At 70.4% G+C, this 25,848-nt stretch carries 24 protein-coding genes and 7 tRNA genes; 18 read left to right on the top strand and 13 right to left on the bottom strand.

The annotated features are described in order from the left end of the window. Positions 1 to 27: 27 nt before the first annotated feature. The gene (locus tag OG735_RS07515; protein WP_327328234.1) at positions 28 to 1,218 is read right to left on the bottom strand and encodes a serine/threonine-protein kinase; all 1,191 of its coding nucleotides are present in this window, start codon (positions 1,216 to 1,218) and stop codon (positions 28 to 30) included. Positions 1,219 to 1,422: 204 nt separating this feature from the next. Here OG735_RS07515 and OG735_RS07510 point away from each other — a divergent pair, with 204 nt between their 5' ends. From OG735_RS07510 to OG735_RS07495, 4 genes are all read left to right on the top strand, one after another. Beyond that, a complete protein-coding gene (locus tag OG735_RS07510) occupies positions 1,423 to 1,680 on the top strand; it encodes a hypothetical protein (protein WP_327322339.1) in 258 nt (85 codons plus the stop codon). Between the two features lie 188 nt (positions 1,681 to 1,868). Beyond that, a complete protein-coding gene (locus OG735_RS07505; protein ID WP_327322338.1) occupies positions 1,869 to 2,075 on the top strand; it encodes a hypothetical protein in 207 nt (68 codons plus the stop codon). 231 nt (positions 2,076 to 2,306) lie between these two features. Then, positions 2,307 to 3,272, top strand: a complete 966-nt coding sequence (locus OG735_RS07500) for a phosphotransferase family protein (protein ID WP_327322337.1) — start codon at positions 2,307 to 2,309, stop codon at positions 3,270 to 3,272. A gap of 68 nt (positions 3,273 to 3,340) precedes the next feature. Beyond that, entirely contained in the window at positions 3,341 to 3,622 is a 282-nt protein-coding gene (locus tag OG735_RS07495; protein ID WP_327322336.1) for a TFIIB-type zinc ribbon-containing protein, read from the top strand. Positions 3,623 to 3,766: 144 nt separating this feature from the next. On the opposite strand, the gene OG735_RS07490 is transcribed toward OG735_RS07495, so the two are convergent. From OG735_RS07490 to OG735_RS07470, 5 genes are all read right to left on the bottom strand, one after another. Continuing rightward, positions 3,767 to 3,841: transfer RNA gene (locus OG735_RS07490), tRNA-Val, on the bottom strand. Between the two features lie 24 nt (positions 3,842 to 3,865). Then, positions 3,866 to 3,937, bottom strand: a tRNA-Val gene (locus OG735_RS07485). 21 nt (positions 3,938 to 3,958) lie between these two features. Further along, positions 3,959 to 4,030: transfer RNA gene (locus OG735_RS07480), tRNA-Val, on the bottom strand. A gap of 1 nt (position 4,031) precedes the next feature. Further along, positions 4,032 to 4,105 (bottom strand) — tRNA-Cys (locus tag OG735_RS07475). Positions 4,106 to 4,138: 33 nt separating this feature from the next. Then, positions 4,139 to 4,211, bottom strand: a tRNA-Gly gene (locus OG735_RS07470). Positions 4,212 to 4,356: 145 nt separating this feature from the next. Here OG735_RS07470 and OG735_RS07465 point away from each other — a divergent pair. From OG735_RS07465 to OG735_RS07455, 3 genes are read left to right on the top strand one after another with little or no spacing between them, the layout of a single operon-like run. Then, positions 4,357 to 5,415 (top strand): chorismate-binding protein, encoded by a 1,059-nt coding sequence (locus OG735_RS07465; RefSeq protein WP_327322335.1) that lies wholly within the window; start codon positions 4,357 to 4,359, stop codon positions 5,413 to 5,415. Continuing rightward, positions 5,412 to 6,242, top strand: a complete 831-nt coding sequence (locus OG735_RS07460; RefSeq protein WP_327322334.1) for an aminotransferase class IV — start codon at positions 5,412 to 5,414, stop codon at positions 6,240 to 6,242. Before OG735_RS07465 ends, OG735_RS07460 begins: the two co-directional genes overlap by 4 nt. 43 nt (positions 6,243 to 6,285) lie before the next feature. Continuing rightward, complete coding sequence (locus tag OG735_RS07455; protein ID WP_327322333.1) at positions 6,286 to 7,125, top strand: GNAT family N-acetyltransferase; 840 nt, start codon at positions 6,286 to 6,288, stop codon at positions 7,123 to 7,125. Here the strand turns inward: OG735_RS07455 and OG735_RS07450 are convergent. After that, on the bottom strand, positions 7,122 to 7,646 hold the full coding sequence (locus OG735_RS07450; RefSeq protein WP_327322332.1) for a DsbA family protein: 525 nt from the start codon (positions 7,644 to 7,646) through the stop codon (positions 7,122 to 7,124). The two genes, OG735_RS07455 and OG735_RS07450, sit on opposite strands and share 4 nt — an antisense overlap. A gap of 119 nt (positions 7,647 to 7,765) precedes the next feature. On the opposite strand from OG735_RS07450, the gene OG735_RS07445 reads away from it, so the two are divergent. Together OG735_RS07445 and OG735_RS07440 are read left to right on the top strand one after the other, a co-directional pair. Next, positions 7,766 to 8,260 carry a hypothetical protein gene (locus OG735_RS07445; RefSeq protein ID WP_442812389.1) on the top strand — a complete coding sequence of 165 codons (495 nt, stop codon included), beginning with the start codon at positions 7,766 to 7,768 and terminating at the stop codon, positions 8,258 to 8,260. A gap of 104 nt (positions 8,261 to 8,364) precedes the next feature. Beyond that, on the top strand, positions 8,365 to 8,517 hold the full coding sequence (locus OG735_RS07440; RefSeq protein ID WP_186357054.1) for a hypothetical protein: 153 nt from the start codon (positions 8,365 to 8,367) through the stop codon (positions 8,515 to 8,517). Between the two features lie 3 nt (positions 8,518 to 8,520). On the opposite strand, the gene OG735_RS07435 is transcribed toward OG735_RS07440, so the two are convergent. Together OG735_RS07435 and OG735_RS07430 are read right to left on the bottom strand one after the other, a co-directional pair. Further along, complete coding sequence (locus OG735_RS07435) at positions 8,521 to 9,078, bottom strand: CGNR zinc finger domain-containing protein (RefSeq protein ID WP_327322331.1); 558 nt, start codon at positions 9,076 to 9,078, stop codon at positions 8,521 to 8,523. Positions 9,079 to 9,269: 191 nt separating this feature from the next. Further along, positions 9,270 to 9,683, bottom strand: coding sequence for an SsgA family sporulation/cell division regulator (locus tag OG735_RS07430; protein WP_003959770.1), 414 nt, complete (start codon positions 9,681 to 9,683; stop codon positions 9,270 to 9,272). Positions 9,684 to 9,873: 190 nt separating this feature from the next. Between OG735_RS07430 and OG735_RS07425 the strand changes: the two genes are divergently transcribed. Next, a complete protein-coding gene (locus tag OG735_RS07425) occupies positions 9,874 to 10,338 on the top strand; it encodes a TIGR02611 family protein (RefSeq protein ID WP_327322330.1) in 465 nt (154 codons plus the stop codon). A gap of 54 nt (positions 10,339 to 10,392) precedes the next feature. Further along, positions 10,393 to 10,464 (top strand) — tRNA-Val (locus OG735_RS07420). Positions 10,465 to 10,533: 69 nt separating this feature from the next. On the opposite strand, the gene OG735_RS07415 is transcribed toward OG735_RS07420, so the two are convergent. After that, the gene (locus OG735_RS07415) at positions 10,534 to 13,278 is read right to left on the bottom strand and encodes an SCO7613 C-terminal domain-containing membrane protein (protein ID WP_327322329.1); all 2,745 of its coding nucleotides are present in this window, start codon (positions 13,276 to 13,278) and stop codon (positions 10,534 to 10,536) included. Between the two features lie 92 nt (positions 13,279 to 13,370). Here OG735_RS07415 and OG735_RS07410 point away from each other — a divergent pair, with 92 nt between their 5' ends. Next, positions 13,371 to 13,817, top strand: a complete 447-nt coding sequence (locus OG735_RS07410) for an SRPBCC family protein (protein ID WP_327322328.1) — start codon at positions 13,371 to 13,373, stop codon at positions 13,815 to 13,817. Between the two features lie 39 nt (positions 13,818 to 13,856). Next, positions 13,857 to 13,928: transfer RNA gene (locus tag OG735_RS07405), tRNA-Val, on the top strand. 70 nt (positions 13,929 to 13,998) lie between these two features. On the opposite strand, the gene OG735_RS07400 is transcribed toward OG735_RS07405, so the two are convergent. Then, positions 13,999 to 16,281: a glycosyl hydrolase family 18 protein gene (locus tag OG735_RS07400; protein WP_327328232.1), complete on the bottom strand. Its 2,283-nt coding sequence runs from the start codon at positions 16,279 to 16,281 to the stop codon at positions 13,999 to 14,001. A 382-nt stretch (positions 16,282 to 16,663) separates the two neighbouring features. Here OG735_RS07400 and OG735_RS07395 point away from each other — a divergent pair, with 382 nt between their 5' ends. After that, positions 16,664 to 18,334: a carbohydrate binding domain-containing protein gene (locus tag OG735_RS07395; RefSeq protein WP_327322327.1), complete on the top strand. Its 1,671-nt coding sequence runs from the start codon at positions 16,664 to 16,666 to the stop codon at positions 18,332 to 18,334. Between the two features lie 71 nt (positions 18,335 to 18,405). On the opposite strand, the gene OG735_RS07390 is transcribed toward OG735_RS07395, so the two are convergent. After that, positions 18,406 to 19,131 carry a 3'-5' exonuclease gene (locus OG735_RS07390; RefSeq protein WP_327322326.1) on the bottom strand — a complete coding sequence of 242 codons (726 nt, stop codon included), beginning with the start codon at positions 19,129 to 19,131 and terminating at the stop codon, positions 18,406 to 18,408. A gap of 172 nt (positions 19,132 to 19,303) precedes the next feature. Between OG735_RS07390 and OG735_RS07385 the strand changes: the two genes are divergently transcribed. The 4 genes from OG735_RS07385 to OG735_RS07370 all read left to right on the top strand — a co-directional run bounded on the left by OG735_RS07385 (position 19,304) and on the right by OG735_RS07370 (position 23,989). Then, positions 19,304 to 19,870, top strand: coding sequence for a DUF4365 domain-containing protein (locus tag OG735_RS07385; protein ID WP_327322325.1), 567 nt, complete (start codon positions 19,304 to 19,306; stop codon positions 19,868 to 19,870). Further along, positions 19,870 to 21,078 (top strand): hypothetical protein, encoded by a 1,209-nt coding sequence (locus tag OG735_RS07380; RefSeq protein WP_327322324.1) that lies wholly within the window; start codon positions 19,870 to 19,872, stop codon positions 21,076 to 21,078. The genes OG735_RS07385 and OG735_RS07380 overlap by 1 nt, the downstream gene beginning before the upstream one ends. A 272-nt stretch (positions 21,079 to 21,350) precedes the next feature. Then, a complete protein-coding gene (thrS, locus tag OG735_RS07375; RefSeq protein WP_327322323.1) occupies positions 21,351 to 23,327 on the top strand; it encodes a threonine--tRNA ligase in 1,977 nt (658 codons plus the stop codon). A 104-nt stretch (positions 23,328 to 23,431) separates the two neighbouring features. Next, complete coding sequence (locus OG735_RS07370) at positions 23,432 to 23,989, top strand: HIT family protein (RefSeq protein WP_327322322.1); 558 nt, start codon at positions 23,432 to 23,434, stop codon at positions 23,987 to 23,989. Between the two features lie 69 nt (positions 23,990 to 24,058). Here the strand turns inward: OG735_RS07370 and OG735_RS07365 are convergent, their stop codons facing one another. Beyond that, positions 24,059 to 25,714 carry a hypothetical protein gene (locus tag OG735_RS07365; RefSeq protein ID WP_327322321.1) on the bottom strand — a complete coding sequence of 552 codons (1,656 nt, stop codon included), beginning with the start codon at positions 25,712 to 25,714 and terminating at the stop codon, positions 24,059 to 24,061. Positions 25,715 to 25,848: the final 134 nt, after the last annotated feature.

Raw genomic sequence — 25,848 nt, 5'->3', positions numbered from 1 at the left:
CCCGAGCGGCCAGAGCAGCCACAACAGCTAGAGCTGCTGGGCCGCGGCGATACCCAGCGCCACGATCAGCGTCACGACGAAGAACACGATGATCCGCTGCCGCAGCAGCCGCGGATTGGCGGGCCGCCGCCCGGCCGACGTCGGCCGGGTACCGGGCCTGGTGCCCTGACGGCCGTTTGTCCGGGAGGTGTTGCGGGACGGCTGGGGGCGCGTACCCCCGGTGCGCGAGGGCTGCGGACGCGGCACGGACGTGCCCGCCGTACGCCGCTCCATACGTTCGGTCCGCTCCGAACGCTCCGAACGCTCCGTGCGCTCCGTGCGCTCCGGGTAGCGCGAAGTCGTACGGTCCTCCTCGATACGCACGCGCTGGGCCGGCGGCCGGGCCTCCGGCAGCCCGTTGGCCTCCCGGGCCGCGATCTCCTTGAGCCGCATCGACAGCTGCAGCGTGCTGGGCCGCTCCTCGGGATCCTTCGCCAGACAGGCCTGTACGAGCGGAGCCAGCGCGTCCGGAACCCCGTACAGCTGCGGCTCCTCGTGCACCACCCGGTAGAGCATGACCTCCGAACTGCCGTGCCCGAACGGGGAGTCCGCGGTCGCGGCGTACGCAAGAGTGGCACCCAGCGCGAAGACGTCCGTGGCCGGAGTGACCGCCGCGCCGCGCACCTGCTCGGGCGCGAGGAACCCCGGGGAGCCCACCGCCGTGCCGACATGGGTGAGCGTGCTCGCGCCGGTCGCCCAGGCGATGCCGAAGTCGATGATCCTCGGGCCCTTGGGGGAGAGCAGGATGTTCGACGGCTTCAGGTCCCGGTGCACGACGCCGGCCTCGTGCACCGCGACCAGGCCTTCCGAGAGCGCCGCACCGATCGCGGCCACCTCGGCCGCCTGCAGCGGGCCTTCCTCGGCGACCTTGTCGTGCAGCGAAGGACCGGGGACGTACTGGGTGGCGAACCACGGGCGCTCCGCCTCGAGATCGGCCGCCACCAGCCGTGCCGTACAGCCGCCGCGGATCCGCCGCGCGGCCGAAACCTCGCGCGCGAACCGCGACCTGAACTCCTGGTCCTCGGCCAGATCCGGCCGGATCACCTTGAGGGCGACGCGCTGGCCGCGGCGGTCGGAGCCCAGGTAGACGACGCCCATGCCACCCGCACCGAGGCGCCGGTGAAGCCTGAACGAGCCGACGACACGCGGGTCCTCGCGCCGGAGCCGCATCATCGCCATGTCCATCCCCGCTGCCCGGTCGTCCGTTTGACGTGGCACAGCTTACGTACCCCTGCCCCGGTGTGCTCATAGGCCGCGCCCTCACGGCCCGATCGATTGTCAGTGCCGGGTGGGAAACTTGAAGAGTGGTCAGGGGCCTGCGGATACACCGCCCCTGACCCGTGCGAGATCTCAAAGGTCCGTCGCAGAAGGGGGATTGGATCGATGAAGGGTGACCGGGTGGAGATAGTCGTGGACGCGGGTGACACGACTCGTACGTACGAAGTGGTGGCAAGCCGGGCGGGCCGCCGGGTCGAGACGGCGGTGCGCAGAGGGGTGGTCGAAGTGAGCGAAGTCACCCGCAGTGGATCGGTGGTGCGGACGGCCCGCTTCATGGCCACCCGGGTGCTGGCTCTGGTCGAGCAGCCGGTGCCTCGGGAGGACGTCTCGGAGCGACCCCTCGGGGAAGACCCCAAGTCCTAGGGCCGCGTCTCCACCCTGGGGAGTACGTCGCCGGGTGGTGGCTCATCCTCCGGGAGGCCCGTCAATCGGTACGCGGGCATGACGCCCGGGCCTTGTCGCTTCCCTAATGTTGAAGTCAAGCGGCGGGTGCAGCACTCGTCCCCCGAGGTCAGACACCCGCCGCTGCCATATACGACAGGAGAGGGACCATGGCGGACACGGCTTCGCGGACGATGATCCGCATGCAGGGACGCAAGGCTTTCGCCGCGTTCGGCGGCCGCCCGTCCGGTACGCGCCACCCGCTGGTGGCGACGGCCATGGTTCTTCCTCTGGCGGCACTGCTGGTGGTCGTCTTCGGCGGCTGGGATGCGGTGGTCACACAAGCGTCGTCCGTGGGCGTGATGCTGGGGCGCTGAGCGGCGCCCCGGACCCGGAAGAGCGGTCCGGGTCGGGGACATCCGGCCAACAACCCCGTGGGGACGGGGGTGCGGCGGACGGCAGCGTTTGGCCGGTCAGCTGGGGAGCTGACCGGCCATCGCGCTGCCCGGGCTCAGCCGGGAGCCCCTACCTCCACCGTTACGCTCTTCAGCGACGACACCCGGTTCCGCGTAGGCTCCCGCCAGACCGCACCGCATCCGGGGGAGACCGTGACCGCATCCGTCGTACGCGCGCTCGCCGACGTCGCGCGTGACGCCGCGCATCTGCCCGCGCCGCGGCAGGCGTGCCGGGCCTGCGGGCGGGACGAGTCCGTCCTCGCCGACCGGGCCGACGGCGCCGTCGTACGGCACGGGGACGCCGTCGCCAAGGCCCACGCGCCCGGCACCGACCTGGACGGACACCGCGTCCGGCTCGCCGTCGCGGCCCACCCGCGCCTCGCCGGCATCCTGCTGCCCCCGCTCCCGCTCCACGTGCGGGACGTACGCGGCAGGCCCGTCACAGCCTGGCCCTACGGCGTCCCCGTCGATCCCGCGGACCCCGACGCCGCACCCTGGGAGGACGCCGCGGTCCTCCTCGCCCGGCTGCACTCCATCGAGCCCGCCGTACTCCCCGCGCCCCTCCCACCCATGCGCGGCCCTGCCAAGGCCGCCCTGGCCCATGCGCGGATGCGGACGGCGGCCGCGCATCATCCTGCGGCCGCCACCGTCCAGCGTGCCTGGGACCGGCTCCCCGCCTGGGCCCGCAACGAGGCTCCTTCGCCCCGGACCGGCACCCTCTGCCACGGCGACCTCCACCTCGGCCAGCTCGTACGCCACCCCGCCCCGGCCGGCCCCTGGCTGCTGATCGACGTCGACGATCTGGGCCTGGGCGATCCGGCCTGGGACCTGGCCCGTCCCGCCGCCTGGTACGCGGCCGGACTGCTGCCCCCGGAGATCTGGCAGCGATTCCTCGGCGCCTACACGGCGGCACACGGCCCGGCCGTCACCGGCGACGGCGACCCCTGGCCCCAACTCGATGTGCCGGCCCGCGCCCTGACCGTCCAGACCGCCGCCCTGGCCCTCGCGAAATCCGCAGCCGAGCACCGCGACCTGGACGAGGTCGAGCAGACCATGATCGACGCCTGTGCCCGAATTGCGGCTCTCCCGCCCGAGTTGGAGTTCGAGTCTCCGTCGTAGTCTGAACTCCTCATCACCGGGCATTCATCCCGGCGATGCCGACCGAACGGCGAGGAGCTGAGCAGACCATGCAGTGTCCCAAGTGCCATGCAGCGATGCATACGTACAACCGCAATGGCGTCCAGATCGAGCAGTGCAGCGGCTGCCGGGGGATATTCCTGGACTTCGGCGAGCTGGAGTCCCTGACCCGCCTCGAGTCGCAGTGGACGCAGCAGGCCCCGCCCCCGCCGGCGGCCCCGCAGGCCTACCCGGCCGCACCCGCCCCCGCCTGGGGCGCGCCGCACCACGGCGGACACCATGGCGGGCACTACCGCCAGAAGAGCTTCGGCCGGATGCTCTTCTCCTCCTGAGCGGCTCCTGAACCTGCTGCGGGCCCGGAGTCCGGATCGCCGGGCCCCGCATGATCACGGAAGGCCACTCGGCTCTTCACAGGGTGAGAGGCCCGCAGCGCAACGACAGAACCCCCGGCCGTCGAGACGGCCGGGGGTTCTGGCTGGTGCGCGATACTGGGATTGAACCAGTGACCTCTTCCGTGTCAGGGAAGCGCTCTCCCGCTGAGCTAATCGCGCGGGACGATCTTGCGTGGTACTGCGTGCGCGATACTGGGATTGAACCAGTGACCTCTTCCGTGTCAGGGAAGCGCTCTCCCGCTGAGCTAATCGCGCGAAGAATCCATACGGATCCAGTGGACGATACTGGGATTGAACCAGTGACCTCTTCCGTGTCAGGGAAGCGCTCTCCCGCTGAGCTAATCGTCCTTGGAGGTGGAGACGGGATTTGAACCCGTGTAGACGGCTTTGCAGGCCGTTGCCTCGCCTCTCGGCCACTCCACCCGGAGTGCAGGGGTTCGGGAAGATCCCCCTTCGAGCGGACGACGAGATTCGAACTCGCGACCCTCACCTTGGCAAGGTGATGCTCTACCAACTGAGCCACGTCCGCTTGTCGGTTCCGGTTCACCTGCGCGTCCCGGCGACGTGTTGAACTCTAGCGGATTCCTGGGCCAGCACAAAAACGCGTTTCCGCAGCGTGCTGAGGTGTGTTCACGCCGCAGCAGGTCATCGGTGTCCGCCCTAGACTCACAGACGTGCACGACCTTGCTCCTTTGGCCCGCTTCGGCTCCCTCGTCGCTTCCGACCTGCGGGATGTCACCAGCGACCCCGAAGCCCTCGACTCGGCCGGCTTCTGGGCCGTCGCCGCGGACTTCGAGGGCCGTCTGACCTGCGCCCGCTTCGGCGATGTGCGTACGGAGCCGGTGCCCGAGCCCGTGCCGGGGCAGTGGCGCGGCCCGGCCGCCGGCGACTGGACGTCCTCGCTGGACCGGGCCGCCTACGCCGCGGGCGTGCGCCGCATCCGCGAGTACATCGCGGCCGGCGAGGTCTACCAGGCGAACCTGTGCCGCGTCCTGTCCGCGCCGCTGCCCGGCCCGGCCTCCGCCGACGTCGACGCCCTCACCGCACTCCTGGCGCGCGGCAACCCCGCCCCGTACGCAGGAACGATCCGGCTGCCCGAGCACGGCGTGGAGATCGCCACCGCCTCGCCCGAGCTGTATCTGCGGCGCGACGGGCGCACCGTCGAGTCCGGGCCGATCAAGGGCACCGGCCGCACCGCCGCGGACCTGCTGGAGAAGGACCACGCGGAGAACGTGATGATCGTGGACCTGGTCCGCAACGACCTGGGGCGGGTCTGTGCCACGGGCACCGTGACCGTCCCCGCACTGTGCGCGGTCGAGCCGCACCCCGGGCTCGTCCATCTCGTCTCCACCGTGCGCGGCGAGCTGACCCCCAAGGCGGGCTGGCAGGAACTGCTGACGGCAACCTTCCCGCCGGGCTCGGTGACCGGGGCGCCCAAGTCCAGTGCGCTGAAGATCATCGAGGCGCTGGAGACAGCGCCCCGTGGCCCGTACTGTGGAGGTATCGGCTGGGTCGACGCCGACCGCGGAACGGGCGAGCTCGCCGTCGGCATACGTACCTTCTGGATCGACCGTCACGACCTCGCGGGACCGGTCCTCCGCTTCGGCACCGGTGCCGGTATCACCTGGGGATCCGACCCCGAGCGCGAGTGGGAGGAGACCGAGCTGAAGGCCTCCCGGCTGCTCAAGGTAGCGTCCGGGGTGTACGAGGCAAGCGGAAGGACAGCTCGATGAAGCTTTGGGTCAATGGCGGACTCACGGATGCCGAGGACGCCCGAGTGTCCGTGTTCGACCACGGGCTGACCGTCGGTGACGGCATATTCGAGACCGTCAAGACTGTCCACGGGCAGCCCTTCGCGCTCACCCTCCACCTCGACCGGATGACCCGCTCGGCCCGCGGCCTCGGCCTGCCGGAGCCTGACCACGACGAGGTGCGCCGCGCCTGCTCCGCTGTGCTGGAAGCCAATCCGATGGAGCTCGGCCGGCTGCGCATCACATACACCGGCGGAGTCTCGCCCCTCGGCTCCGACCGGGGCACGGCAGGACCGACCCTGGTCGTCGCGCTCGGCGAGACCAAGCGCCGCCCCGACGCCACCGCGGTGATCACCGTCCCCTGGACCCGCAATGAGCGCGGGGCTCTGACCGGCCTGAAGACGACGTCGTACGGGGAGAACGTCGTCGCCCTCGCCAGGGCGAGCGAGCAGGGCGCGTCCGAGGCGCTCTTCGCCAATACCGTCGGACAGCTCTGCGAGGGCACCGGCTCCAATGTCTTCGTCGTGGTCGACGGCGAGCTGCTCACCCCGCGCGTCTCCTCCGGCTGCCTTGCGGGCATCACCCGCGCACTGACCGTCGAGTGGGCGGGAGCCAAGGAGACCGACCTGCCCTTCGACGTACTGGACCGGGCCGAGGAGATCTTCCTGACCTCCACTCTCCGCGACGTTCAGGCGGTCCACGGAATCGACGGACGCCGGATCGCGGAAGCGCCGGGACCGGTGACCGCCAAGGCCATGCGGATCTTCGAGGAGCGTTCGGCCGCCGACCAGGATCCGAAGGCTCCGTAAAACCTCGTGACGGGTGGCCTCACAGGCGGGTAGAACACACCTGATGACCACCACCCTGCGGCCGACCGGGCCGATTCAGCACGAGGCCGACGGCGCGAAGTCACGCGTGTACGAGGTCTGCGTGAACGGCCGTCCCGTCGGCAGGACCGAGATCGCCACCTTCCCGGCGCTCAGCTCCAAGGCCGGCGCCATACGCTCGCTGCGGATCGACGAGGCGGACCGGCGACGCGGACGCGGGACCGTCGCCGCCCTCGCCGCCGAAGAGGTGCTGCGCGGCTGGGGGTGCACCCAGGTACTGACATCCGTACCGCCCGACGCCACCGCCGCGCGGCGGCTGACGAGCGCACTCGGCTACACCGAACGCAGCCGCAGTATGCGCAAGGTGCTTCCCGCGGAGCCGCCCGCTCTGCCCGCCCACGTCGAAGGCCGTCCGATGAGCGAGGCGGAGTTCGCCCAGTGGCGGGCTCAGGCCGTGGAGAGCTACGCACAGAGCTGGATCGACCGCGGCCTGCCGGCCGAGGAGGCGCGTGCCAAGTCCGAGGCCGACCACCGCGAGAGCCTGCCCGACGGCCTCGCCACCCCGGGGACCTCGCTCAGTCTCCTGGTCCATGACGGCGTGATCGTGGGCCACCTCTTCGTAGGGCGGCGCGAGGCGCGCTTCGGCGAGCAGGCGTCGTTCGTGTACGACGTCCAAGTCGTCGACGGACATCGTGGACAGGGCCACGGGCGGTCCCTGATGCTGCTCGCCGAGCGCGTCTCGCTCGACGCCGGGATGCGTCTGCTCGCACTGCATGTCTTCGCCGGCAACACGCCGGCGATCAGCCTCTACGAGTCGCTCGGCTACGAAACGACCGCTGTCAACCTCTTCAAGCCGCTGCTCTAGGAGTTGGACCCGGAGCCGGTGAGCAGCCGGTCGGTGATCTCCTCGATGCGTGTCCGCAGCCCCTCCTGGCTCTTGCCGCCGTCGAGACGCTCGCCGTCGATGACATACGTCGGAGTTCCCGTCACACCGATGGCCTTGCCCTCGGCCTGGTCGGCGTCGACGGTGAGGATGTGCCGGCCGTCGATCAGCGCCGTGTCGAACTCATCGGCGTCCAGACCCAGTTCGCGCGCCACCTCCAGCAGGAAGGGCTCGCCCTTCGCCGCGAGCTGGTCGGTGCGCTCCAGCACCGCCTCCACATACGGCCAGGTCGTACCCTGCTCGGCCGCCTCTTCCGCGGCCTGGGCGGCGGCGAAGGCGTGCTTGTGCTTCTCGAGCGGGAAATGGCGCAGCCGCAGCTCGAGCCGGTCGCCGTAGCGCTCGCGCAGGGCCCGCAGGTCCACCAGGGCGTTGCGGCAATCGGGGCACTGGAGCTCGCACCAGACGTCGAGCACGACGGGGCGGGCGGTGGTGGAATCGCTCATGGGACCAGTCTCCCAGCCCGTTCGTCGCCGCCCCAACCGGGACCTGGGGAGGAGGGCGTCCCGGAGATCTCCCTGAGCTCGTTCCCGGCCGTGGCCCGGACACCACCCGACGGTGCACGATGGGAAGGTACGTACCCGCACATGCCCGCCGAAGCCTGGAGGACCGGATGCTTGCCGAGACCATTTGTTCCGCGGTGTCCGCGGCGGGCCTGGGCATCGCCGCCGTTACGGCGTACCGCAAGCGTTTCCTCGCGGCGACCCGGATAGCTGCCTACTCCCTGATCCCCGTGGGTCTGGCGCTGACCGGCGTGGTCGCATGGGCCGTCGACACCGCCTTCAGCCCGTCGGCGTGGCTCGGCTTCGGTCTGCTCGGCGGCGCCTGGCTGCTCTTCATGACCACCCGGGCCGTCGAGCGGCGCGGCGGCGGGACCCGCAAGGAACGCAAGGCCGCCGCCAGGGCGGCACGGCAGGAAGCTGTCGCCCCCGCGGCGTCCGCGCCCACGCTCGGGACGGGCAGCCGTCCGGCGGCCCAGACCAAGGCGAAGCCGAAGGCCGCCGGTTCCGGCGAGGACTTCAGCGATATCGAGGCGATCCTGAAGAAGCACGGCATCTGACGTATCCGGCGCCATGGCCGGAAATGCGGATCTGATGAACTCCCGCAGTCGCGGGGCGTGTTGGTCGATCATGGCAGCCCGCTCTGCGCCATCATCACCCCGAGATGCTCGATACCTCCCGGGGCGAGGCCCCCGCACCGACCGAAGAGCCGCGTGGCTGCCTCTTCGCACTCTCCCAGCCGCCCCTGATGATCTTCCTCGCGGTGATCGGCTTCCTGCTGCTCATGGCCGCGGTACACGATCTGTTTCTGCTGTGAGGCTCAGCCGGCCGCTTCCTTGCGGCGCGCGCGGTACGCGGCGACATGCAGGCGGTTGCCGCAGGTGCGGCTGTCGCAGTAGCGACGCGAGCGATTGCGGGAAAGATCGACGAAGGCGCGCCCGCAGTCGGGCGCCTCGCAGCGCCTCAGCCGCTCCTGCTCGCCCGCCACGACGATGAAGGCCAGCGCCATCCCGCAGTCCGCCGCGAGATGGTCGGCGACCGAGGCGCCCGGCGCGAAGTAGTGGACATGCCAGTCGTAGCCGTCGTGGTCGGTGAGCTGCGGGGTGGTCCCCGCGGCCGCCACCAGCTCATTGACCAGTTCGGCTGCGCTACGACTGTCGGGCGCCGCGAAGATCTCCGCGAACCGCGCCCGTACCCCCCGTACGGCCTTCAGGTCCCGCTGGCCGAGGTCGCCCACGTCGCTGACGCTGTGGTTCCGCACGAAGTCGTACAGCGCCGCGACATCCGCGAGCCCGTCGTCCTGCTCGCCCTCCGAAGCGGTGTTCACCAGATCGACGACGGTGTCGAGGGCGATCCGGGTGTCGTGGGGGATCAGCACGATTCGCTCCCTGAGGTGCTGCGGGCCGGTGCCCGCCGAATTGCGCTGACTCTAGCGGTTGGTGCGGAGAGCGCACCGGCGCCGTCACCGCGTGGGAATCCGCGGTGACGGCGCCGGTGTCCGCCGTATGTGGCTGTCCGCGCGGCGCCGTCTCCCCGAGTAGGACGGCGCCGTGCAGCTCTCGGCCTGGCTCAGCTTTCCGCCAGGATGTGCGAGAGCTCCGTGTCGAGATCGAAGTGACGATGCTCGGTGCCCGGTGGCACCGCGGCGTCGGTCCGCTTCAGGAACGACTCCAGGGCCCGCGCCGGGGCCTCGAGCAGGGCTTCGCCCTCCGGGGAGCTCAACGCGATGCAGACGACGCCCTGGCCATGGCTGCGCGACGGCCAGACTCTGACGTCACCCGTGCCGGTGGGCCGGTGCAGGCCCTCGGCGAGAAGATCGCGGGCGAACACCCATTCGACCGTCTCTTCGGCTCCGGTGTGGAAGGTGGCGTGCACGGCATAGGGATCGGCCGTGTCATACCGCAGGCCCGCGGGTACAGGCAGTGAAGACTCGCTCGATACAACGAGGCGCAGGTGCAGCTCGCAGCTGACCGTGGTGTTCATAAGCGCCAGGGCCTTTCGCTCAGTGTGCGCTCGGGGATTCGCACGTCGGCGAAATCGACATGCCACCTACGGTGCCGTTGTAAACCCCTCTGACCGTTTTGTGATCCCTCATGCCGTTCCTGCAGCGGTGCGTCACTTTGTGTTATAGGGCCATTCCGGTGACGAGGCTCAATCCGGTAGGTTGGGCCCCATGAACGCGGAGAGTGACGAGCGGGAAGAGTCCGTCGCAGCGACGGCTCCGACCCCCGCGACGGGGGACGTGACGGAGAAGGTGGATGCGGGGCCGGTCCTCGGTTCGAAGGCGCCCCACTTCATCAAGAGGTCGAGGACGCTGCATCTGAGCTGGCAGGTCGGTGTCTTCGTGATCGGCCTAGCGGTGGTTGGCGCCGGCATCGTGATGCTGCCGCTGCCGGGCCCCGGCTGGCTGGTGATCTTCGGCGGTATGGCGATCTGGGCGACCGAGTTCGTCTGGGCGCAGCTCGTGCTGCGCTGGACCAAGCGCAAGGTCACCGAGGCGGCTCAGCGGGCGCTCGATCCGAAGGTGCGCCGACGGAACATCATCCTGACCACGATCGGTCTCGCGATCATCGCCGTGCTGGTCGGAATCTACGTCTGGAAGTTCGGGATCGTCATGCCGTGGAAGATCGAGGAGTGACCCGAAACTGGTCAGGGGGACGCGCTGACATGGGGTAATGTTTGCGGAGTGCCCGGGCGATTAGCTCAGTGGGAGAGCGCTTCGTTCACACCGAAGAGGTCACTGGTTCGAACCCAGTATCGCCCACCCGGACCGAAGGCCCCGGAGACGTGAAGTCTCCGGGGCCTTCGGCGTTTCTCCGTTCTCCGCCGCCGCTCAGCGCATCCGGCCGAGGGTGTCGCGGAGCTTGCGCGCGTCCCGCAACCGCTGCTCGTAGGTCGCGCCCACGGCGAGGAGCAGCAGACCGGCGAGCGCGGGTGGCAGCCAGCGGGGGAGCGCGCCGACGACCTGGACGACGTACGGCGCGAGCTCGTGCAGGGCGTCCAGCGCGAGCACCGTGCCTCCGAGCACCAGCAACGCCTGCAGGCGCAGCCGGGCACCGGCGAGCGTCAGGGCCAGGGCAGCGAGGCCCAGCAGCAGCGGACGCAGCCAGTGCCCGTCGCCCCAGGCCGCGAAGAGGCTCGGCAGCAGCGTCGCGGCGAGACCGGGACCGTACGCCGTCCAGGACGACGCCTCCCGGTCGCGGCGGCGGCGCAGTACGCCGACGACGAGCGCGGAGACGGTCACGGGCAGGGTGTACGCCTCGGGGGACGCGACGTCCGAGGCGGCCAGCCTCGCCCAGGTGGCCAGCACGAACAGCACCGCCGCGAGATAGCCGGCGGCGGGCCGGCGCTCGGCACGTACCGCGGTGCCCGCGGCGATCACGCCGCAGAGCGCGAGCACCAGGGAGAGGGTCGGCCGGTGCTCCGTGGCGAGGACGACCGCGAGCAGTCCGGCAGTGGCGCCGGTGAGCTCCATGGGGAGGGCGACGGGGTGGCGGCCCAGCCGGGCGGCGAGGAGCGCCACGGCGGCTGGGACGACGAGGATTGTCAACGCGGCCCGGTGGGGCGGGAGTTCGGCGGCAGCGGCGACGGCGCCCACAAAGGCGGTGGCGAAAGCGGTGGCGGCGCAGGCGAGTACCGCCTGCGCGGCGCGAGGTGCCCGGACCGCGGCCGCGGCCGCGAGAGCCGCGACCAGTGTGCCCAGCACCGCGAAAGTGGCGGGGCGGGTGGCCAGGGACAACAGGGCGACGCTCACAGCACCCGCGAGGCCGCAGGCGAGGGCGACGACGGGGCCGGCCGGGGCGTGCCGGGCGATCCTGCCGGGGCGCACGGCGAGCACCAGCGCGGCCACGCTGAGGACCAGGTGGAGCGCCACGGTGGCCGGGTGGGCCAGATCCAGCGCGGGCGGCATGACGAACAGACCTGCCCACGCGAGCGCGAGAGCCGCGCCGACGGCCGCGGCACGCCGATCAGGCTGTGGGGCCGCAGGGGCGGTTCCCCACGCGCCGGAGGCCGGGGGCCGGCCGGGCCAGGAGGCTCCTGCGGGCGGGCCGGAGGTGTTCGGGGGCGCGCCCGGGTGGGTGGCTGTTGGCCCGGAGGAGGACGGGGTGGTGCCGGTTGTTCGGCCGGGATGGTCTTTCGTGGTGGGCGCGTTCGCCGGGCGCGGCGCGGGGCCCGTGGCGCCGGGGGCCTGGGCAGGAGTGCCCGCGGGGTGCGGGCCGGTGCCTGCCGGGCCGGACTGGTGCGTCGTCCCCTTCGGGTCGCCGACTGCCGGTGCGGTGTACCCGGTTGTCGTCGACGGCAACCAGCGGGACGCCGTCGCGAGGACCGCTGCCACGACCAGCAGCACCACCGGTGCCGCGGTCAGGCCCGGCTCCGGGAGCCCGACGCCCAGCGCCCCGCGCGCATCCGTCGGGGTGCCCGACCAGATGTCGCGGAGGCCCGACAGTGGGTCCGCCAGAGCGAGAGCGACCAGCGGCAGCGTCGAGAGGGCCGCCAAGGCGTGCACCGCGCCGGCCGCACCCGTCAGGCCCGGTGCCAACCGCTTCGGCCCGCCCGCCCGTACGGCTCCCAACAGAGCGGCCGCGCACAGCAGATAGCCCAGTACCGACCACCCCTCCGGCACCGCCGCGCGCACCACGCCGCCGACGGCCCCGATCACCGCGAGACCCGCCACCGCGGAGGCGGCAACCGCGGCCGAGGAGGCGCGCCAGGCCGCGAACACCGCCACCGCGGCCGCTGTGAGCAGCAGCGCGGCAGGCGCGGCCGCGTCGAGCGGCGCATCCGCCGATACCGACTGCCAGCCGCCGATCAGCAGCGCCCAGCCGCCCGTCGTCGCGGCACCGGTGGCGGCGATGGCTCGCAGACCGGCCGGCTTCGCCCACACCGCGACCGCGACATCGAGCGCCGCGGTCGTCAGCAGCGCCCACTCCATCGGCGGCGCGCCCGCAGTGGCGGTCAGCGCCCAGAGCGGAAGCGGCAGTTGCGCGGTCAGTAGGGCGACCGGCAGCGGAATCCGCAGCCGGTCCAGCGACAGCCCGTACACCGTCCAGAGCGCGGCGAGCGAGGCCGATGCGAAGGCCGCATAGCCAAGGCCGTCGGTCCCGGCCAGCGCCACCTGGTGCACCGCGTAGGCGTCGAGCACCATCAGCACCAGGCCGAGCGCGGCCACCGACTCGGCGGTCGAGGCGAGCCGCCTGGGCAGCAGCGCGACCGGCGCCGCGAGCGCCGCGACCGTCACCGCGCCGAGCACCGCCGAGCGCCCGCCGATACCCAAGTCACCCCAGCTGACCAGTGTGAATGCGATGGCGGCGATGGTCAGCAGAATGCCGCCGAGGGTGAGCAGCAGATTCTGCACACTCGGCGGGGAGGCGTCGGGCGGCGGCGCGAGGAAGGGCTGCGCGACGGAAGGCCGCGCGGCAGAGGGCCGCGTGGCCGGTACGGCAGGCGCGATGGGCGGCCGGAGCGCAGCGATGAGCCAGGCCCTGCGAGCCAGCAACTGGGCCCGGCGAGCGTCCAGTCGGACCAGCTCGCGCTCGAGGATCGCCAGTTCCTCGGCGGGTGGCGGAACGTTCTCCATGGTCTGGAGTGTGGCCCCCGCCACATGACAGGGCATGGGTGCGGATACTCAGATCGCCCGTGAGTACGCCCCGGCAGGCGCAGACTTGCACCATGAACTGGTGTCACTACCGCTTCCGCAGCGTCTGGGATCTGCCTGCCGGACCGGGCGCCGTGTACATGGTCCTCGAGCGGGTCGGCGAGTACCCCTTGTGGTGGCCGCAGGTCCGCGAGGTGACCCGGCTCGACGAGGACACCGGCACCGCGCGCTTCCGCTCCTTCCTTCCGTACGAACTGCTCGTCACCGCTCGCGCACAGCGGCGCGACCCGACCGCGGGGTTGCTCGAAGTGGGCATGGAGGGGGACCTGGAGGGGTGGGCGCGGTGGACGCTGACGGAGGGCGGTGCCGGCACCCGGGCCGTGTACGAGCAGGAGGTGGAGGTGCGCAAGCCGCTGATGAGGCGGCTGGCGTTGCCGTGCCAGCCGGTCTTCCTCGCCAACCACGCGGCGATGATGCGCGGCGGGCGGCGTGGGCTGGCCGCATACCTCGGCAGGGTTTGAAGGAAACCCGCAGGGGCCTGTATGGTTCAGTGCGTTCCCGGGCGATTAGCTCAGTGGGAGAGCGCTTCGTTCACACCGAAGAGGTCACTGGTTCGAACCCAGTATCGCCCACCGGGAGAGGCCGGTCCGTCAGTCGACGGACCGGCCTCGACGTTTTTTAGGGCGCCGGTGTTCGCCGGTGCTACTGGAGCCCGCCGTGCAGCGCTCCGAGCAGGGTCCCGCCCGGTGTGTCACCGGACATCTCCCAGATCATCGCGCCCAGCAGCCCCTTCGACTTGATGTACGCAGCCTTCCGGGCGATGGACCAGGTGTCGTCGAAGGACCACCACTGGCCGCCCGCGCCCTGGTAGCCGTACGTGGCCACCGACTGAGTGTCGTGCTGGACCGTGAGATTCGGGACACCGGTGACGAGGTTCTGGTAGCCACGGGTGCCGGCCTCCTCCGCGAACTGGCCGGGGGCCGCGCCGTTCGCGGTCTGCCCTTCGCCGTTGACGCCGCCGGCAGTGACCTCTTTCCAGCCGCGGCCGTAGAAGGGGAAGCCGATGGTCACCTTTCGCGGCGGGACTCCGGCGCCGAGATACTTCTGCACCGCGCCGTCGATGCTGAAGTCGTCGGCGTACGGCGACTGGGCGTCGGGATACAGGTTTGCCTGGTGGCCGGTGCGGTTCGGTTCCCAGGAGTTGTCGCTGCCCGCGCCGTGGAAGTCGTACCCCTGGACGTTCGCGTAGTCGATGTCGCCGAAGATCTTCGAGAGGTCCCAGCCCGCGTCGATCTTCTTCGGGTCGGCCGGGGTGAAGGCGGTGAGCAGCTTGTGCTCGCCGCCGAGCGCGTCGAGCTGCTTGCGGAACTCGGAGATCAGAGCGGTGTTGTTGGCCTTGTCCGCGGCACTCCAGTGGTTTCCGGGATGGCCGTCGGGGGAGCCCGGCCACTCCCAGTCCAGGTCGATGCCGTCGAAGATTCCCGCGGCGACGCCCGCTCCGCCCGCGCCGTTGTACATGGGCAGGTCGCCCTTGATGTACAGGTCGGCGCAGGACTTCACGAACTTCTTCCGGGAGGCGTCGGTGGCGGCGACGTCGGAGAAGTACTTCGAATAGGTCCAGCCGCCGAGCGAGATGACGACCTTGAGGTTCGGGTGCTTGGCCTTGAGTTTCTTCAGCTGGTTGAAGTTGCCGCGCAACGTGCCCCAGCCGTCGTCGGCCACCCCGTCCACCGACTGTGAGGCGGCGAAGGCACGGCCGTAGTCGGCCTCGGCGTCACCTGCTCCGTCGCCCTCGTTGGGGTCCTGCGGATTTCCGGAGACGCCCTTGGTGACACCGCTCAGGCAGGTGAGGTTGGCCGGATCGATGTTGCCGAAGGCGTAGTTGACGACATCGAGCTTGGCCGCGGCGCCGGAGGTGTCGAGGTTCTTGACGAAGTACTGGCGGCCGTAGATGCCCCATTGGACGAAGTACCCGACGGTCGCGTGCCCGCCGGCGCCGACCGGGTCGGCGGTGGTGACGGCGAGAGTATTGCTCGCCGGGGAGGCGTTGTCGGCCGCGTCCCGTGCCTTGACGGTGAAGTCGTAGCGGGTGGCGGGGGCGAGGCCGGTGACCGTGGTGGCGAGAGCGGAGGCCGGGACGGTTGCGGCCGGCGACGTGCCCCGGTAGACGTCGTAGGCGGCGACCCGGTTGTTGTCGGTGGACGCGTTCCAGGCGAGAGCGACCGTGCTGGAAGTCACCGCGGTACTGCGCAGGTTGGCGGGTGCGGTGGGCGGGACGGTGTCGCTCGCCGGGTCGACGGTGGTCGCGGTGACGGCGGCGCCGACCGGTCCGAGGTTGCCGCGGGTGTCCTTGGCGCGGACCGTGAAGCTGTAGCTCGTGGCCGGGGTCAGATCACGGACGGTGGCCGAGGTGGTTGCGGTGGCCGCGACCACGGTGGTGCCGCGCAGCACCTCGTAGGAGGCGACGGGAAAGTCGCCGGGACCGGCGGTGTTCCACTTCAGGCTCACTGTGCGGGCCGTGGTGTCGGTGACGGCCAGGCCGCCCGGTGCGGACGGCGGTCTGGCGGGGCTGCCGTCGCATTTGTCGCCGTCGATCAGGCAGCCGGTCGGTGCGGTGATCGGTCCTGAGGCGACGAACCAGTAGCTGTACGGCTCGGTGGTGCCGTTCGCCGGGACCGTGGTGTTGTAGTAGGCGGGCGTCACGGTGACGTGCGAGCCGCTGACCGTCGCCGTCCCGTTGTAGTGCTGACTGATCGTCACTCCGGGCGGCAGATCGAATGCGAGGGTCCATCCGGTGACCGGGGCGCCGCTGGTGTTCTTGACGACGTATGAGCCCTTCCACCAGGAGCCGTTGTCGGCACTGGTGAACGAAGCGGTGAGTGGGCCTGCGGCCTGCGCCGGGGTGGCGGCAAGGCCGGTGAGCCCGGCCAGTGAGAGCACGATCGCGGTGAGTACGGCGAGGAGCCGGCGGCGGGGCGGCGGCATGGGTTCGATTCCTGTGGACACGGCTCTCCTAGGTGTGGGTGGGGCCTAGGTGTGGGTGGGGAGGGACGTCCCGTGTCTCTGTCTCAAGAAACTTAAGTGTTGCGATCGCGTCAACGGACTGGTGGGCGGGGAGGGCTGTACCAATGCCACGCCGGGAGCGGATCTGCCGCGCTCCCGCCCCCGGAAAGGCGTAGACCAATCTCCGGTGATTTTGCCTCCTCTTGACCTGATGGCGCAACTCCCCGGCGTGGGGTGGTGGTTGCCTCGCCGCACCTCTTGACGGGAGCACGGCATTTCGCTTCAATCCGCCTCGCAGGTCCAGACCAATCGTGGCGCCGCGTCAGGTCCGTCGACCCGCACCCGCCCCTCATTGGGAGGTCACGTGCGTATCCGAAATCGACTACTGGCCGGCCTCGGCGCGGCGCTGCTCGCCGCGGCAGCCTCGCTCGCCGTGCCCGGCACGGCCCAGGCAGCCAACCTGCTCTCCAATCCCGGCTTCGAAAGCGGCTCACTCTCCGGCTGGTCCTGTACAGGCGGACTCGGCTCGGTGGTGAGCAGCCCCGTACACAGTGGTACGAAGGCGCTGGCCGGCGCCGCGAGCAGCAGCGACAACGCCAAGTGCACCCAGACCGTCCCGGTGCAGCCCAACACCGCCTACACGCTCTCCGGCTGGGTGCGCGGCAACTACGTGTACCTCGGTGTGACCGGCGGCGCCTCCACCTGGACCCCGTCCGCGACCGGATACACCCAGCTCACCGTGTCCTTCACCACCGGTGCCTCGCAGACCAGCGCGGAGATCTACCTCAACGGCTGGTACGCGCAGGGCACTTACTACGCCGACGACATCAGCCTCGACGGCCCCGGCGGCGGAGGCGGCGGTGACACCCAGGCACCCACGGCGCCCACGAACCTGCGCTCCACCGCCAAGACGTCCTCCAGTGTCTCGCTGGCCTGGAACGCGTCGTCCGACAATGTCGGAGTCACGGGTTACGACGTCTACCAGGGCCCGACGAGGGCGCTCACGGTGACCGGCACCAGTGCCACGGTCAGCGGTCTGGCCGCGAGCACCTCGTACAGCTTCACGGTCCGCGCCCGTGACGCGGCCGGCAACCTCTCGGCGGCCTCGACCGCCGTCAGCGTGACGACCGACGCCGGCGGTGGCGGCGGTGGCGGCTTCAAGCAGGCAGCCCCGTACCTCTACCTGGGCTGGGGCGATCCGCCGAGCGCCACCTCCGTGATGAGCGCCACCGGCATCAAGTGGTTCACCATGGCCTTCATCCTCTCCTCCGGCGGCTGCAACCCCGCCTGGGACGGCACGCGTCCGCTCGCCGGCGGCGCCGACCAGTCCACCATCAACGCGATCCGTGGCGCGGGTGGTGACATCGTCCCGTCCATCGGCGGCTGGTCGGGCAACAAGCTCGGCCCGAACTGCTCCACCCCTGATGCACTGGCCGGCGCCTATCAGAAGGTGATCAGCGCATACGGACTGAAGGCGATCGACGTCGACATCGAGAACAGCGACGAGTTCGAGAACGAGGTCGTCCAGGACCGGATTCTGGGCGCCCTGAAGATCGTCAAGCAGAACAACCCCGGCCTGAGGACGATCCTCACCTTCGGTACGTCCACCACCGGGCCGACCTGGTGGGGCAGCCGCCTCATCGAGCGCGCCAACGCACTCCAGGCGGACATCGACGTCTTCACCATCATGCCGTTCGACTTCGGCGGCGGCGCCGACATGTACGGCAACACCGTCAACGCCACCGAAGGGCTGAAGACCAAGCTGATGAGCACCTTCGGCTGGCCGGACGCCACCGCCTACGCCCATATCGGCATCTCGGGCATGAACGGCCTCAGCGACCAGCAGGAGCAGACCAGCCCGGCGACCTGGACCCAGATCAAGGACTGGTCCAACTCCCACCACATCGCCCGCCTCGCGTTCTGGTCGGTCAACCGTGACCGGCCCTGCCCCGGCGGCGGTGTGGTCAGCAACTGCTCCGGCATCAGCCAGAGCAACTGGCAGTTCACCTCCATCACCGCGGGATTCACCGGCTGACGGACGCCTGACCGACAGCCGCCGCCCGACGTACCTTCGGGTGGCGCCCCCGAGCGGGGCGCCACCCGGAGTCAGGCCGCGGCGGCGAGATCCGGTCGCAGCGGCCAGTGCGGGTCCACCGGCTCCGGAGCACCGCTGCGGGCGAACCACGCCTGCAGACCGCGCGCCTGCGCCGCGTGCCACACAGCCTGCAGCGTGTGCAGCTCCGACGGTGACAGCCGCTCCATCCGCGAGGCGAAACGTCGCCCCACCGCCCGTACGACGTCGAGCGCGGCCATCGCGTCCGCGGCCGCGTCATGGGCGTCGTCCAGCACCACCTCGTACTGCGTGCACAGATCGGTGAGGGTGCGGCGGCCCTTGCGGTAGCGGTCAAGATGCTTGTCGAGGACTCGCGGGTCCAGCACGCACAACGGCACGTTCTCCAGATAGCGGCCCAGCGACGCGGCGCGGTGGCGGCGCAGTTCCCGGTCGAGGATGGTCAGGTCGAACGGCGCGTTCATCACGACGAGCGGGCGGGCCGCGGCGCACTGCTCGGCCAGCGCCCTGGCTATCTCCTCCATCGCAGGTGCCGGCCAGCGGCCGTTGCGCTGCAGGTGGTCGTCGGTGAGCCCGTGCACCTCGGTGGCGCCCGGCGGCACGGGCACCCCCGGATTGACCAGCCAGCGCGTGACGCGCGGCCGCCCGCCCGCCATGTCCTGGACGACGACCGCGGCCGAAACGATGCGGTCCTCCTCGACGTCAACTCCTGTGGTCTCGGTGTCAAATGCGGCCAGGGGGCCGTCATACCAGTGCGTCATCGCTGAACTCCTCGCACATGCCCGGCAGATGGCGTGATCCCCCTGCCCGAATCGGTGATACCCGGGCTGTTTGCGCTGTACGCAGGGCGGTGACAACACAGATGAGGGGTAGGGAAATTGACGCCCCGTCGTGGGGACACTGATCGGTACAGCCCGGAAGGCACGAAGAGCCATGGCGCTCGCGCAGCCCGAACCGGGCGGGCTGCTGCCCGAGCGGATCGCACCGCTGCGCGGCGGACTCGCCACCACCGCCTGCATGGAGACTCTCCAGGTGGGCTATCTGCACGCGGTCGCCGCCGCGGCCGGCTGTTCGCTCTCGCAGCCGTTTCCGGACAACGGCATCGACTGGCACGTCAGTCACAGCTCCGCCGCACACACGGTCGACGACGAGGTGACCATCAAAGTGCAGCTCAAGTGCACGTACCAGATCCCCCCGCACCCACCCGGTGCGGCGTTCTCGTTCACGCTCGACAACGACCACCTGGTGAAACTGGCCCGCACCCCCGTCTCGGTGCACAAGATCCTTGTCGTGATGCTCGCCCCCCGGACCCAGGGCGAGTGGCTGCGCGCCAGTCACGACCGGCTCGATCTGCGGCACTGCTGCTACTGGACCAATCTGGCCGGCCACCCGGTGACGGGCAGGCGCAGGACCACCGTGCGGATCCCGACCTCACGGATCTTCGACGACCGGGCGCTCTGCGAGATCATGACGAGGGTCGGGGCGGGAGGGAGACCCTGATGCAGGAGTCGATACGGCCCCACCTGACGGGCGATGTGCCGGGACCTTGGTACGGGAGCGGGGAGCCGGACCCCGCCCAGGTCGACCCTGTCGTCCTCGGCGCACTGCTCGACCGGCACGGCTGGCGGCGGCGCGGGGGAGCGGCGGGGCGCTATGCGCGCTGGACGCCGCCGGGGCCCGGTGCGGGCGGCACGAGTCTGCTCGTACCGGAGAGCAGGTCCTTCCCCGACAGCGAGGACCTGCTGGGCGAGGCGCTCACCGCGCTGGCCCGCAGTGCGGCACCCTCGGCCCGTGAGGTGCTCGTCGGGCTGACCGTGCCCAGCGACGAGATCCGGTGGTGGCGGGACGTGCCGCCGGGGCCGTCGGGCGCGACGTCGTGGACCGTACAGGAGCAACTGCGGGCGGCCGCCCGGCAGATGCTGATGGCCGGTGCGCTCGCGGCCCGTGAACGCGCGGGCTACTACGGCGCGCGGCACCGGCGGCAGGCACAGGCCTCGCTGGAAGGGGTACTGGTGGGTCCCGCGCAGGGCGGGCGCAGCCTCACCACGTTCGTGCCGGTGGACGAAGGCCGTGCGGTCACGGTCCGGCTCTATCACGCGCTGCACGCGGCCCGGGAGGCTGCCGACTACCAGCGGGCGACCGGAGGAATGGAAGCCTTCGACGCTGCCGTGCAGGTCGGCGTGAGCCGCGAGCTGACGGAGGCCGTGATCGCGCTGGTGCGCGGGTCGGAGGGCGCGCGGATCGCGGTGGAGTGGTCGCCGGCGGCGGGAGTGCCACGGGGGTGCGCGGCGCGCAACGACCCCGTGGAGTTCTCGCCCGGCGACCTGCCCGCGCTGCGCGAGGCGGGCGCGCGCTATCTCCGGGACGAGCCGTCCGTTCCGGTACGGATCACGGGCACGGTGGTCCGGATGCGGCGCTCGGGACCGCGCGGCGCGGGCACGGTACGGCTGCGGGTGCTGGCCGGGGCCGAGGTACCGCACGTACGGGTGGCGCTCGACGAGGAGTCGTACCGGACGGCGGGCCATGCGCATCTGGTCGGACTGCCGATCCGCGTCGTGGGCCGGCTGGAGCGACGCGGCGGCTTCCGACGCCTGACGGACGCGTCGAACGTGGTCCCTGTCCAGGTGGACGAGTCCGAGCGGGACCGTCTGATGAAGTCGCTGTACGAGAATCTGGACTACTTCGAGGAGGCGTGTCAGGGGGAGTGAGGGTGCGGCCCGCCTGCGGAGCCGCCCCTTGAGCTGGACTGGGGCTCCGCCCCGGACCCCGCGCCTCAATCGCCGGCGAGGCTGAAGATCCAGCCCGTCCGGCGATTGCGGACACGCCCGGAGGGCGTACGGGGGTCTGGGGGCCTGCCCCCGGTCAGGGGAAGGGGCGGGCAGGGGAGCAAACCGTTTCGCAAGGCACCCCGTCGGCTCGGTACGATTCGTATCGCGCACGCCATACGAATGCGGCGCACCCCTTCAGGTAGGAGAGACCGGTGTCAGACGTCCGTGTGATCATCCAACGCGATTCCGAGCGGGAAGAGCGCGTGGTGACGACGGGCACTACGGCGGCCGAGCTCTTCGCCGGCGAGCGCACCATCGTCGCCGCGCGCATCGCCGGTGAGCTGAAGGACCTGGCATACGAGATCAAGGACGGCGAGGAGGTCGAGCCCGTCGAGATCTCCTCCGAGGACGGCCTCAACATCCTGCGCCACTCCACCGCACACGTGATGGCACAGGCCGTGCAGGAGCTCTTCCCCGAGGCCAAGCTCGGCATCGGTCCTCCGGTCAAGGACGGCTTCTACTACGACTTCGATGTCGAGAAGCCCTTCCACCCCGATGACCTCAAGGCCATCGAGAAGAAGATGCAGGAGATCCAGAAGCGCGGCCAGCGCTTCTCGCGGCGCGTCGTCACCGACGAGGCCGCTCGCGCAGAGCTCGCCGACGAGCCGTACAAGCTCGAGCTCATCGGGATCAAGGGCTCCGCGTCCTCCGACGACGGCGCGGACGTCGAGGTCGGCGCGGGCGAGCTGACCATCTACGACAACCTCGACGCCAAGACCGGCGAGCTGTGCTGGAAGGACCTCTGCCGCGGTCCGCACCTGCCCACCACCCGCAACATCCCGGCGTTCAAGCTGATGCGCAACGCCGCCGCGTACTGGCGGGGCAGCGAGAAGAACCCGATGCTGCAGCGCATCTACGGCACCGCCTGGCCCTCCAAGGACGAGCTCAAGGCTCATCTGGAGTTCCTCGCCGAGGCCGAGAAGCGCGACCACCGCAAGCTCGGCAACGAGCTGGACCTGTTCTCCATCCCGGACCAGATCGGTTCCGGCCTCGCGGTCTTCCACCCCAAGGGCGGCGTCGTCCGCCGGGTCATGGAGGACTACTCCCGCAAGCGGCACGAGGAGGAGGGGTACGAGTTCGTCTACACCCCGCACGCCACCAAGGGGAAGCTCTTCGAGACCTCGGGCCACCTGGACTGGTACGCCGACGGCATGTACCCGCCCATGCAGCTCGACGAGGGCACGGACTACTACCTCAAGCCCATGAACTGCCCGATGCACAACCTGATCTTCGACGCCCGCGGCCGGTCCTACCGTGAACTGCCGCTGCGCCTCTTCGAGTTCGGGACCGTGTACCGGTACGAGAAGTCGGGCGTCGTGCACGGCCTGACCCGCGCCCGCGGCTTCACCCAGGACGACGCGCACATCTACTGCACCAAGGAGCAGATGGCGGACGAGCTCGACTCGACGCTGACCTTCGTGCTGAACCTGCTGCGTGACTACGGCCTCACCGACTTCTACCTGGAGCTGTCCACCAAGGACCCGGAGAAGTTCGTCGGCTCCGACGAGGTCTGGGAGGAGGCGACCGAGACACTGCGCAAGGTCGCCGAGAAGCAGGGCCTCCCGCTGGTCCCGGACCCGGGCGGCGCCGCGTTCTACGGCCCGAAGATCTCCGTCCAGGCGAAGGACGCCATTGGCCGTACCTGGCAGATGTCCACCGTCCAGCTGGACTTCAACCTGCCGGAGCGCTTCGACCTGGAGTACACCGGTCCCGACGGCACCAAGCAGCGCCCGGTCATGATCCACCGTGCGCTGTTCGGTTCGATCGAGCGCTTCTTCGCGGTGCTGCTCGAGCACTACGCGGGCGCGTTCCCGGCCTGGCTGGCGCCGGTGCAGGCGCTCGGCATCCCGATCGGCGACGCGCACATCCCGTACCTCCAGGAGTTCGCCGCCAAGGCGAAGGCCAAGGGGCTGCGGGTCGAGGTGGACGCCTCCTCGGACCGTATGCAGAAGAAGATCCGCAACGCCCAGAAGCAGAAGGTGCCGTTCATGGTCATCGCGGGCGACGAGGACATGGCCGCCGGTGCGGTCTCCTTCCGCTACCGCGACGGCTCGCAGGAGAACGGCATCCCGGTCGACGAGGCCATCGCGAAGATCGCGAAGGTCGTCGAGGACCGCGTCCAGCTCTGACACGAGACAGACCGGGCGTACGAGGCCCGGGCATGGAGTACGGGACCCCCGCAGTGCGATCGGCACTGCGGGGGTCTCCGGCCTGCGCGGCCGGGCGAAGTCATATGCTGCACAACATGACGAGTGAGCCGGAACAGCAGATCGGAGTCGGGACGCAGGACGCGTTTCAGCGCCTGTGGACGCCGCACCGGATGGCGTACATCCAGGGCGAGAACAAGCCGACCGGGCCAGGCGCCGACGACGGCTGTCCCTTCTGTTCAATCCCCTCCAAGTCGGATGAGGACGGACTCGTCATCGCCCGCGGCTCGCGGGTCTACGCGGTGCTCAACCTCTATCCGTACAACGGCGGGCATCTGATGGTGGTGCCGTTCCGCCATGTCGCCGACTACACCGAGCTGGACGAGGCGGAGACCGCCGAGCTCGCGGTGTTCACCAAGCGCGCGATGACCGCGCTGCGTACGGCGTCGGGGGCGCACGGCTTCAACATCGGGCTGAACCAGGGCGCGGTCGCCGGCGCCGGTATCGCCGCACATCTGCACCAGCACGTCGTTCCGCGCTGGGGCGGCGACACCAACTTCATGCCGGTCATCGGGCACACCAAGGTGCTGCCCCAGCTCCTCGGCGATACGCGCAAGATGCTGGCGGAGGCCTGGCCCGTCTGACCGACGCCAGCACGGCCGGGCCCAGCGCCTGACCGGGCCTAGCGAGGACCGGGCCCAGCGCTCGAGCCGCTAGGCGTCGTACAGGTCGGCCTGGCGCGGCGACGGGTCCTGGACCAGGCCGCTCACGATCATGGAGCGGTTGCCGAAGCGCTCGGTGTCCACGCCGTTCTCCTCGAGCACCTTCATCGCCGCGGCGTGCGTGACGCGCAGTACGGGGGTGGCAGCGCGCATCGCGTCGTCCGCCATGAACCGGTGCCGCCAGGGCTTGTCCGCCCAGGCGTGGCGCAGCCCGAAAGGCTCGGGAAGGACCAGCTTGCCGCCGAGGAAGTCCAGCATCGGCGGGTACCAGGTGAAGGGCGCGCGCACCGCGAGGCGTACCACCTCGGGCGTCTCCACCAGCGGAAGCTGCCGGTCGGTCGTCTCCCAGAAGCGGACCGTCTTGGCGACCGTGACGGTCTTGGGCGCGGGCTTGGTGGTGAACAGGGAGTGCACCGGGCCGAGCGCGTGCCCGGTCACCTCGATGCGCAGTGTCTCGTGGAGCACGGTGACAGTGATCATCATGGTGATCACCAACTGACCGTCCCAGAGCGTGAACTGGACGCCCAGATAGTGGCGATTGCCGCCGCCGAACTGCTGGTGGTTGCAGATCCGCTGTATCTCGTGGCCCTTGACCTGGAAGGTCTCCACGTCCTGGCCCTCCGGCCGGGCCACCTCTTCGGCGTTCTCGCCGACCGGCGCCACGATCCAGTGCTTGACCGAGGGGGTGGGGAAGCCGCCGGAGTTCAGCGGACCCCGCTCCAGCATCTTCAGCCGATCGTGGATCGCGCGGATGACGTCCCAGCTGCGGAACTGGTTGATGTCCTTGCCCGGCTCCTTGGACACCAGCTCCTCGGCGAGCTGCCAGCTGCCCCAGCGGGTGCCCATGCCCAGTATTCCCTTGGGGCCCGCGTAGAAGACCGCGTTGGACTGCTGTTCGGCGGTGAGCTTCTCCAGCCCCTGGCGCAGCTGCTCGCGCGCGGTCTCGTTGGGGTGGCCCGGCACGGCCTCGGGCACCTTGGCCCCGATGCCGCCGCCCGCGAGCAGGGTCTCCCAGCGGGCGCGCATGTCCTTCGCCGTGGACTCGCAGATCCGCTTGGCCAGCAGCCAGCCGACGACCGGCGCGACGATCATGCCGCGGATGTAGTACCCCAGGAGTCCGCTGAAGGGCAGCCGCACCAGGAAGATCACGGCGAGAATGCCGAAGGCGGCGAGCAGCGCGGTGCCGAGCGCCCCGGCACGCTTGTTCTGCGCGCCCGCTATCGTCCGGCGGAGCTGGAAAACCGCCAGCCAGAGCAGCAGTCCGGGCAGGAAGAGCAGTCCGAAGACCGCCATCACACCGGTGAGCCTGATGTCCCGCTCCTTGCGGATACGGGTGGCGGCCAGACAGTGCTCGACCACCGCCTGCGGCTCGGTGCCGAAGGACTGGATCAGCGCCTTTCGGGCACCGCCCAGCATCCGGATCTGCACGGCCCGCGAGAACGCCTCGCCCAGATTCGGCTCGAAGAGCGAGAACTTGCCCTTCTTCACCTCGGACTTGTGCCACTCGCTGTTCGCCTTGAGGAGGTCCGCGACGGGACTGTCGCGGTACGCGGCCGAGGCGAGCGCATGTGTCGCCGCCGTCTGCCCGGCCGAGCCGAGGAGCGGGACCTGTGCCCCCGGAGTGAAATCGAAAACGTCGTTCGCCACTACCGCCCCCATCGCCGCAAGCATCCGCACTGCGGCCTGTTCCCAACTACCGTGCCCCGCACACCTTCTGAGCTGGGCGCCCCAGCGTATCCGGGGTGTGCCGCCTTCGTCAGAGGACACTGAAATGCCGCCCG

The sequence above is a fragment of the Streptomyces sp. NBC_01210 genome, from assembly GCF_036010325.1.
Classification (GTDB): domain Bacteria; phylum Actinomycetota; class Actinomycetes; order Streptomycetales; family Streptomycetaceae; genus Streptomyces.
This window is presented reverse-complemented; position numbering and strand designations above follow the sequence as displayed.